Source organism: Brunnivagina elsteri CCALA 953 (assembly GCF_002289455.1).
GTDB lineage: Bacteria > Cyanobacteriota > Cyanobacteriia > Cyanobacteriales > Nostocaceae > Brunnivagina > Brunnivagina elsteri.
Genome location: NZ_NTFS01000283.1, coordinates 1 through 8,689, shown reverse-complemented (window position 1 = coordinate 8,689; position 8,689 = coordinate 1). Strand labels below are relative to the sequence as shown.

Annotated in this window: 5 protein-coding genes; 3 read left to right on the top strand and 2 right to left on the bottom strand. The window is 39.4% G+C overall.

Annotation, left to right across the window (positions count from 1 at the left end; all coding sequences use genetic code 11):
* Positions 1-249 precede the first annotated feature (249 nt).
* Positions 250-2,652 (bottom strand): IMS domain-containing protein, encoded by a 2,403-nt coding sequence (locus CK510_RS21105; protein WP_095723577.1) that lies wholly within the window; start codon positions 2,650-2,652, stop codon positions 250-252.
* An 838-nt stretch (positions 2,653-3,490) separates the two neighbouring features.
* On the opposite strand from CK510_RS21105, the gene pdhA reads away from it, so the two are divergent.
* The 3 genes from pdhA to CK510_RS21085 all read left to right on the top strand — a co-directional run bounded on the left by pdhA (position 3,491) and on the right by CK510_RS21085 (position 7,821).
* Positions 3,491-4,525: a pyruvate dehydrogenase (acetyl-transferring) E1 component subunit alpha gene (gene pdhA, locus CK510_RS21100; protein ID WP_095723576.1), complete on the top strand. Its 1,035-nt coding sequence runs from the start codon at positions 3,491-3,493 to the stop codon at positions 4,523-4,525.
* A gap of 533 nt (positions 4,526-5,058) precedes the next feature.
* The gene (locus CK510_RS21095) at positions 5,059-6,669 is read left to right on the top strand and encodes a polyamine aminopropyltransferase (RefSeq protein ID WP_095723575.1); all 1,611 of its coding nucleotides are present in this window, start codon (positions 5,059-5,061) and stop codon (positions 6,667-6,669) included.
* A gap of 543 nt (positions 6,670-7,212) precedes the next feature.
* Complete coding sequence (locus tag CK510_RS21085; RefSeq protein ID WP_095723573.1) at positions 7,213-7,821, top strand: DUF4178 domain-containing protein; 609 nt, start codon at positions 7,213-7,215, stop codon at positions 7,819-7,821.
* Here CK510_RS21085 and CK510_RS21080 read toward each other — a convergent pair.
* The gene (locus CK510_RS21080) at positions 7,812-8,453 is read right to left on the bottom strand and encodes a Uma2 family endonuclease (protein ID WP_095723572.1); all 642 of its coding nucleotides are present in this window, start codon (positions 8,451-8,453) and stop codon (positions 7,812-7,814) included. The genes CK510_RS21085 and CK510_RS21080 overlap by 10 nt on opposite strands.
* Positions 8,454-8,689: the final 236 nt, after the last annotated feature.

The window sequence follows — 8,689 nt, the reverse complement described above, 5'->3', positions numbered from 1 at the left end:
AAAACGGTTAAGGATTATACTTTTTATCTGCCAAACCTAATATTTATTAAGCCTCTCCCCTTACTAAGGGGAGAGGTACTCTGCGGGTAGGCACGAAGTGACTTCCAAAGGTAGCCGCTCCGCGTCTATGGAGAGGGGTTCTATATTTAGTCAACTTTTAAGCCGTTCGCAGTATAGTTAGGATATTTTATTTTCTGGAAGCCCTTTAATGTTGCTAAAGTATGGTTAAAAATGTTACTGGGCAGAAACTTAATTCACTAGGGAGATATCGCGGATACGCCATCCTGCTTCGACGCGAGTTAACTCGTACTTAACCTTTACCTTGTCTACCTTTACCTTGTCTTTGTCTGTTTTCTTCTCCAGATTATTTTCATAGTAAGTGGTGTTTTCGGTAACAGATGCATTAATCGACACATGGTCTTTGTCAGCCGTATCGATTTCAAATGACACATCATCTACAGTATGTTTGTACCTGCGATAACGGTTTTCTGCCTTGACTTGCAAAACTATTCCTCGCCAGTGCTTTAAAGCAGAACCTGTTAAGATTTGGTCTAAACTATCAACTTCATGATTGGGTCCTAAAGACGCAGATTTTGCTGCTAGCCAAGCTTGTACCACTTGTGTCGCTGCCTCTTTCGTCATTGTGGCTGGTGAAAATGGTTCCTGACTACCTGGTTCGGGAATTTTTATAGGTGGTTCGTTTATCTGTATTGCTAGCTGTTCCCCTTGTAATGGTGGGGTTGATGTTAGTACATTTTTTAACCACCCAAAGATACTACTGGCGAGTAACAAGAATAAAAAGACACCAGCAAGCGAGCCAAGTATTTTCAGTAGTAATTGACCTTTGGCTGGTGAGGGGCGAGTTCTTCGTCGCGATACGGTACGATAACGACCATCAGGTATTTGCCCGGAATTCTTTGCTGACTGTGGTTTGCGTCGCGTTTGTCTGGGCTGAGGTACAGATGTATTTGTGTATTCTTCTTGATACCCCGATTCGTAACCAGTAATTCGGGTTATGGGTGGTTCGTTATAGCCATTTCGAGACTGATTTGGATTTGGATTTGGATTACTTGTGGGATTTATATGCTCTGGTGTGAAGCTTGAGTATTCGCGTCTATTTTGATTTGACTGATTTGGCGTTTCGGCACGTCCTCGTTCTGATGGGTTGCTATTGTAGTTTGGTTGAGGGTTTAGGTTATTGCCATTATTGGAATAATTGGAATTGGGATAGGCACTTGGCGTTAAGTTTTGCTTATCGCTCGAACTTAAATTTCCATTTCCATTTGAATGTACATGGCTAGCAGGTTGATTCAAAGGCTTGCGTTCAATGCCATTCCAGTCATCATTGATATTTTCGCCTCCCGTGGGCAATGCTTCTAAGTAGGATTGTACTTGCTGGTCAGCATAGTAATCTTTGAGGGAAGCTGATTGTTTGCCTAAATCTCGGAAGTGGGGAAATACTTCGTTTTGTAGCCAGCGTTCACTGTATAAACACAAACCGGGGAGCAAGTCGGGGGAATCTTGAGAGGTTTCACGAATAAAGGCTAAAGCTTCGTATTCTTGGCTAAGTTCCAATGCGCGGGTTGCTTCTTCAGTTTGCCCCAACAATAAAGCGCACAATGATTGTTCCAGATGCACATCTTGACGCTTACCCAAGCGAGCCAGCATTTGCTTTGCTTGACGAATTAAAGCGGGATGACGCTGGGTAAATCCCCGTGCAATAGAAGCATAAACTGCTAAATAGGTGGCAACGGCTGAAGGTCGCTTACTTTCCGCTTCAAATAGTCTGTGCTGCTCGTTAACTGTGAGATAATGGCGTAATTGCTGTACGAATCGCAAAAAGTCATCAATGCTCAGTCCCGATTGGTCATCACCAGAACCATCGATCCCACCCCGTTCTTCGAGAATTTCTTGTAATAATTGCAACCCTTGTCGCCTTTCCGATGTTTTTTCTTCCGGTAGGGCAAGTAATTCTAAAATTCGATAGGGTCGTAATCGATTTAAATCGGCTTGAATTTCTGTCCTGACGCTGGGAAACATGCCTTCACGGGCTAAAAGTTCTTCACCAGTTTCTAGGGAAATCGCAGCATTTTCGTAGTGTCCTTGCTGCCATTGTTCGCGACCAAGTTCCAGACAGGCAAGGGAAACTGTTAGTACTACATCAGGACGTTCGGAAGCTGTATCAAACGTTGAATTTGATGTTGTGTTATCGAGTTTGTTATTTGAGGAATTATGTTTGTTAACGAGATATGGACGACCCAATTTGAGTACCTGTTCGTACTCACCTAATTCCTGGAGAATTAGTAAAGCCCCCACCAATTCATCTTGGTTAACTTCAATACTTAAAGTACGAGTATCAATATTTTCGCGATTTGCAGTAATCCTGTCTTCCACCGCTACGGCTACATCTTTGTTACCGTCAGGAGTGTAAGCATTTGCTAAATATAATTTATCGTAAGCTTTGCGCTCTTTTGAATCAGATAAAACCACGTAAGCTTCTTCTATTAATTGTTTTCGAGACGTTATAGCCGCCTGAGAATATTCCCGTCGTGGCAGTTGGACAATGCGATCGCCATAAGCTTGACGCAATTGTTCTTCACTTGCCGCCAACGGTAATCCTAAAATTCGGTAGTAATCTAGCGGAATTCGCACAGTCTACTTCCCCATGCAGCGCGTATTAAATATTTCACCACTATTTCACCTAGAGTACCCAGGCGATGTCAAGTCGTCCCATAACCTGATGTTGTTGACTTTACGTTGCTAGTGTAAAATCAAACTAATTAAATCTTAACCACTTAGGTCTATTGAATTATTCCAACATCAATATATAAGTAAATAAACTTACACTTGATTTAGTTTGCATTTGCAGCAAATAAAATCGTTCTCTGGGAAAAATTGCTTAATCGCTGGTGCGATCGCTCATAAAGAGTCAAGTTAAATCAAGACTTTCCCCAATGTCGAAGCATTATATACTGCAATAGTTGATTAACGCTAGTATCTAGCGAAAAGAATTATATCATGAGGTTAATATAGTTACAATTACCTAGAGCTAGATAATAGTTTTTGCAGTCATAAGTTTTTTAAAATTATCCGTACTAGCTGCAAATATCCTTACTATGAGAGACTTTTTGGGTAATTAGTTGAAATTGTTAATGAATATGCAGAATCTTGTTATTCTAATTGATAGTCTATAGCCAAATAAGAAAGCGATGGTGACAGTCCTACGGAGTATCGCGTGTTTGTCTTCACTAAACAAAAGTGCGAAAAGCTTGCTTGGCTCTAAAATTGGTACGCAATCCGAGCAAAAACCAGCTTGATTTCATATCAGCAAGCCAATAGGATTAAGAGCAAATAATTTGGTTGACCTTGGTGCCGATTTTCCTCTAACTCCTGAATTCTGACTCCTGAATTCTGACTCCTGACTACTAAATTCTTACTTAATAACAGTTATGGTAACTTTCAGTGTTACTACGGGGATACTCTAAAGATAATGGTTCAAGAACGCACATTACCAACCTTTGATTCCGCTTCCTCGAAAATAAGCAAACAAGAAGGTTTGCTACTTTACACAGATATGGTACTCGGACGCACGTTTGAAGACAAATGTGCTGAAATGTACTATCGAGGCAAGATGTTCGGCTTCGTCCACCTCTACAACGGTCAAGAAGCCGTATCGAGTGGCATTATTAAAGCCATGCGACCAGGTGAAGATTATGTCAGCAGCACCTATCGCGATCACGTCCATGCTCTCAGCGCAGGAGTTCCAGCCCGCGAAGTCATGGCAGAACTGTTTGGGAAAGAGACGGGATGCAGCAAAGGGCGCGGTGGCTCGATGCACATGTTCTCTGCCGAACACCGAGTTCTAGGTGGATATGCGTTTATTGCTGAAGGTATTCCTGTAGCAGCTGGCGCAGCTTTCCAAAGTAAATACCGTCGTGAAGTCATGGGTGATACCAGTGCTGACCAAGTAACAGCCTGCTTCTTCGGAGATGGTGCGACAAATAACGGTCAGTTTTTTGAGACGATGAATATGGCAGCGTTATGGAAACTGCCCTTACTTTTTGTTGTTGAGAATAATAAATGGGCGATCGGGATGGCACACGAACGTGCTACATCTGACCCTCTAATCTACAAAAAAGCTAGCGTGTTTAACATGCCTGGTGTGGAAGTCGATGGTATGGATGTTTTGGCTGTATATGAAGTTGCCAAAGAAGCTGTGCGTCGTGCCCGTGCTGGGGAGGGACCTACCCTAATTGAAGCATTAACTTATCGCTTCCGGGGACACTCGTTGGCTGATCCTGACGAATTGCGGAGTAAGGAAGAAAAGGAATTTTGGTTTGCTCGTGACCCAATTAAGAAGTTGAGGAGTCAATTAATTGAGAGAAAATTAGCTACAGAGGAAAAATTAAAAGCAATCGATAAGAAAATACAAACCGAAGTCGAAGAATCTGTAGTATTCGCAGAAAGTAGTCCGGAACCAAACCCCAGCGAGTTATATCGCTATATTTTTGCGGAAAATGATTAATTGGGGATTGGCTACGATGTACATACAAGTCTGGTTTTACTTAGTATCCAGAAGTTTTCCCCCTTTATAGAGCAATACGGTTCAGTTAAGACTAAACTATTCAATATTTTAAACCGCCATAGACACGTTCGCTCTTAGCGTTCCCGTTAGGGTAGTGGCTACTTAGCCCTTACAGGGCGGCTATCGCCAACAGAAGCTACTTCGTATCTACCGTAGGTAGGCGCAGAGAACGCCTTAGACGCGGAGCGGCTACCTTTGGAAGTCACTTCGTGCCTACCCGAAGGGTAGGAAGAGAAGGAAAAAATGCTTAACTGAACTGTATTGCTTTAAGGTAGGGCTGTTTCATTTCCTAAACGTACCAAAAAACTTGTAAAATTTTGCCAGGGGAGTATTCCTTTGGCAAAATTTTATTTTATGTATAAACAGAAACAACAGTTGAGAAAGTTGGAACGAGAAAGGAGATTAAGAAGTGGGATTATTGGGAAATTATGAGTAATTATATTTTTATTGGGATTTTTTATTAGGATTTAATTATGGAACAGGGGATTAGCAGTAGCTACGAAGATTCAAATTTTAATAGTAATAATAGTGAAAATATACACAATAAAAGTATTAATTTTACAAAAAAACAGAAAAATTTATTACTCCTAGCTGCGGCAGTCTCTTCAGGTACTGGGCTAGCGGTAGAATTGCTGTTAGGCAACCTTGCCAGCTATTTGATGGGAAACCAAGCGCTTGCCTATGGTATTGCTGTGGGTGGATTTTTGGCAGCGATGGGACTTGGTTCTTACTTGAGTCGGTTTGTTTCGGTTAATACTCAGGGTCGAAAATTACAAAAAGAATTATTGCTCTCATTTATCTGCGTCGAACTTGCGATCGCACCTCTGACTGGAATTTTACCCCTGGCTTTGTTTGCCTTATTTGTTGCTGATGGTGGGTTGATCTGGCAAGGTTTATTTGTGGTGACGATAATTTTAGGTACTTTGGCAGGTTTAGAGGTTCCTTTACTAGTAAGAATGTTGGAATTATCAGACGAAATGCGAAATGCGATCGCAGAAGTTTTAGCACTAGATTATCTAGGTGGGTTATTCGGTTCGCTAGCTTTTCCCTTACTGCTTTTACCTTGGTTGAGTATGTTTCCCACAGCATTTGTGTTAGGTGCATTACCTGCATTCATGGTATTTGCAATTGGACTTAGTTTCCCTAATATGCGCCGTTGGGGATATGTGGGGTTGATTTTGGGTGTGGTGTTGTTGATATCTGCACCTATCTCGATTCCGTTAGGAAACAATCTGGAAAATAATTTATATAACGCACCAATTATTAAACGAGTACAATCAATTTACCAACGTATTGTTCTTACCCGTCAAGGCAAAGATGTACGCTTATTTCTCGATGGTGATTTGCAATTTTCCACCCTCGACGAATATCGCTATCACGAAGCTTTGGTACATCCAGCGATGAGTGCAGTACCGCAGCGTAAAAAGGTACTAATTTTAGGTGCTGGTGATGGCATGGCAATTCGTGAAGTTTTAAAATGGCAAGGAGTTGAGCGAGTTGTACTGATAGAACTTGACCCAGCGATGGTAAAACTCGCATCACGTCACCCACAGCTAGTACAGGTTAATAATAATTCTTTAAAAGACCCTCGTGTACAGGTAATTAATGCTGATGCATTCGTTAGTGCGCCAGAATTACCTGATACCTTTGATGTCATTATTGCAGATTTTCCCGACCCCGATCAAGAAAGATTGGCAAAGTTGTATTCTGAAGGATTTTATCGAAGGTTAGCTAGTAGACTTTCAGAAAATGGTGTATTTGTAACTCAAGCATCGAGTTCTTTTTTTGCACCCAAGGTAATTAGTTGTATCACAGCAACAGTAGCCTATGCAGGTTTTAAAGTACATCCTTACGTGGTTGATGTCCCTTCCTTTGGTCCTTGGGGGTTTGTATTAGCATCTCATCGAGATATAGACACAGAAAATCTCAAATTGAAAGTCCCAACTAGATATCTTACAGATTCCTTACTACAACATTTATTTGACCTACCCAAAGATATTGAAATTGGCAATACCGAAATAAATCGTCTTACCCATCCTGTAATTGTTCGCTATCAAATGCAAGTCAAATCTTTAACTTATTAATTGGGGATTGGGAATATAGAAAAAGTCCAATTTAGATATAAAATTGTCATTCTGACGTAAGAAAAATCTAGATATAAAATTGTCATTCTGACGGAGGAAAAATCTAGATATAAAATTGTCATTCTGACGGAGGAAGAATCTAGATATAAAATTGTCATTCTGACGGAGGAAGAATCTAGATATAAAATTGTCATTCTAACGGAGGAAGAATCTAGATATAAAATTGTCATTCTGACCGAGGAAAAATCTAGATATAAAATTGTCATTCTAATGGAGGGAAAATCTAGATATAAAATTGTCATTCTAACGGAGGAAAAATCTAGATATAAAATTGTCATTCTGACAGAGGAAGAATCTAGATATAAAATTGTCATTCTGACGGAGGAAAAATCTAGATATAAAATTGTCATTCTAACGGAGGAAGAATCTAATTTTGAGGTATATAATGAGATACTAAATTAAAAAAAAATTTTTTTTGACGATAAAGTAACTTTTGAAAACATCCTTTTACTAAAACCCCCACTTTAAAAATGGTGATATAAAATGACTTTAATATTCGGAATTCTTGTGTTAATTACTGTTGGTACAATTATATATCTCATTAACCAACAACAACCCATATTAAAAGGAAGCGAGAATCAACAATTACCAGCAAAAAAACGTAATCCATTAGAATGCACCATCTTCAACTTAGAAATTGGTGACATTATTCAACATATGGGAATCGATTGGGTAGTTGAAGGAAAGCTAACATATAAAGTCGGAGCATATTCTTGGTTTGAATATCTCTTGCAAGATAAAGAAAAAATTGCTTGGTTATCGGTAGAAGAAGATGATATTGTCGAAGTCGCATTACTTGAACCTACGAACCAACTTGATATTTCTGACATTCCCCCACAAGAATTAAACTTTGCTGGGGAAGTATATAAATTAGAAGATTCTGGAACTGCAAAAATGAACCGTACAGGTTTAACAATGCGTCGAACTGCGGAGAAATGCCAGTATTTTGACTATGAGGGAAGCGGCAAAAGGGTGTTATCAATTGAGATTTGGGATGGAGATATTGAAGTTAGTATCGGAGAGAAAATTAGTCCGCGATCGCTCACAATATTACCTGGTGATGGTAAGACTGTATATCGTAATTATGACTGAAGTTTTCTTACCCATTCACGAAATGTTTTCATTGCCGCATTTCTCCCAGATATCTTACTCATAGATAGATATTCAGGAATCACTTTTGCAATCGGAATATTGGGAAAAGTCCGACTATTTTCTGACTTGAGATATTTCCCATTTAATAACACATTTATTTCTAATATTGTCCCATTCCAACGCCATAATTCTGGTACATTTAGCGCTTCATAATTATGAAAATGAGTACGTGAAGTAATATCGATTTCAATTGCTAAATCTGGAGGTGGATCGGTTTCCAAATTAATCCGATTTAAACCTCTAACTTTCGCTTCATTCTCTATATAAAAACAATCATCCGGTTCTACCCCAGCATCCATATTTTCCCGATCGAAAGTCGTAGAACCTAAACTCCAAAATTCAATATCAAGTTCTTCTAGTAAAATTTCTACCAAATTACCAATAATCTTTTTACCCACTTCATGTTCTGGTAATGGAGCCATTATTTCTAACATTCCTTGACTGTAAGATACCCTGGAACTACGATTTTCACCCAAGTCTGCCAAAATGTTTTTGTATCCTAACCAGGATATATCTTTAATTAGTAATTGATGACCAGGTGGTACAAATAGTTGTTTGATTTCAAGTAGCATAATTATTTATTGATTTATCGGGGATTGGAGGAAATGATGGAAAATTATACTTATTAATTTAACATTAATAAGCTGTTCCGCATTTAAATCATATAATCCAAATTATTATTATAATTCTTGTGGGGTGGGCATCCCTGCCTGCCCTAATATATAATCTAGGTGCTTTTTAGCTGACTCGATATCTGGCGCTTTTCGTTTGCGTGCAATATGAATAAGGTAAAACAATAAAATAAAGT

Bases quoted from the DNA above. Each gene is read 5' to 3' on its own strand.
- pdhA (WP_095723576.1), top strand. From the start codon at position 3,491: ATGGTTCAAGAACGCACATTACCAACCTTTGATTCCGCTTCCTCGAAA.
- CK510_RS21080 (WP_095723572.1), bottom strand. From the start codon at position 8,453: ATGCTACTTGAAATCAAACAACTATTTGTACCACCTGGTCATCAATTA.
- CK510_RS21095 (WP_095723575.1), top strand. From the start codon at position 5,059: ATGGAACAGGGGATTAGCAGTAGCTACGAAGATTCAAATTTTAATAGT.
- CK510_RS21085 (WP_095723573.1), top strand. From the start codon at position 7,213: ATGACTTTAATATTCGGAATTCTTGTGTTAATTACTGTTGGTACAATT.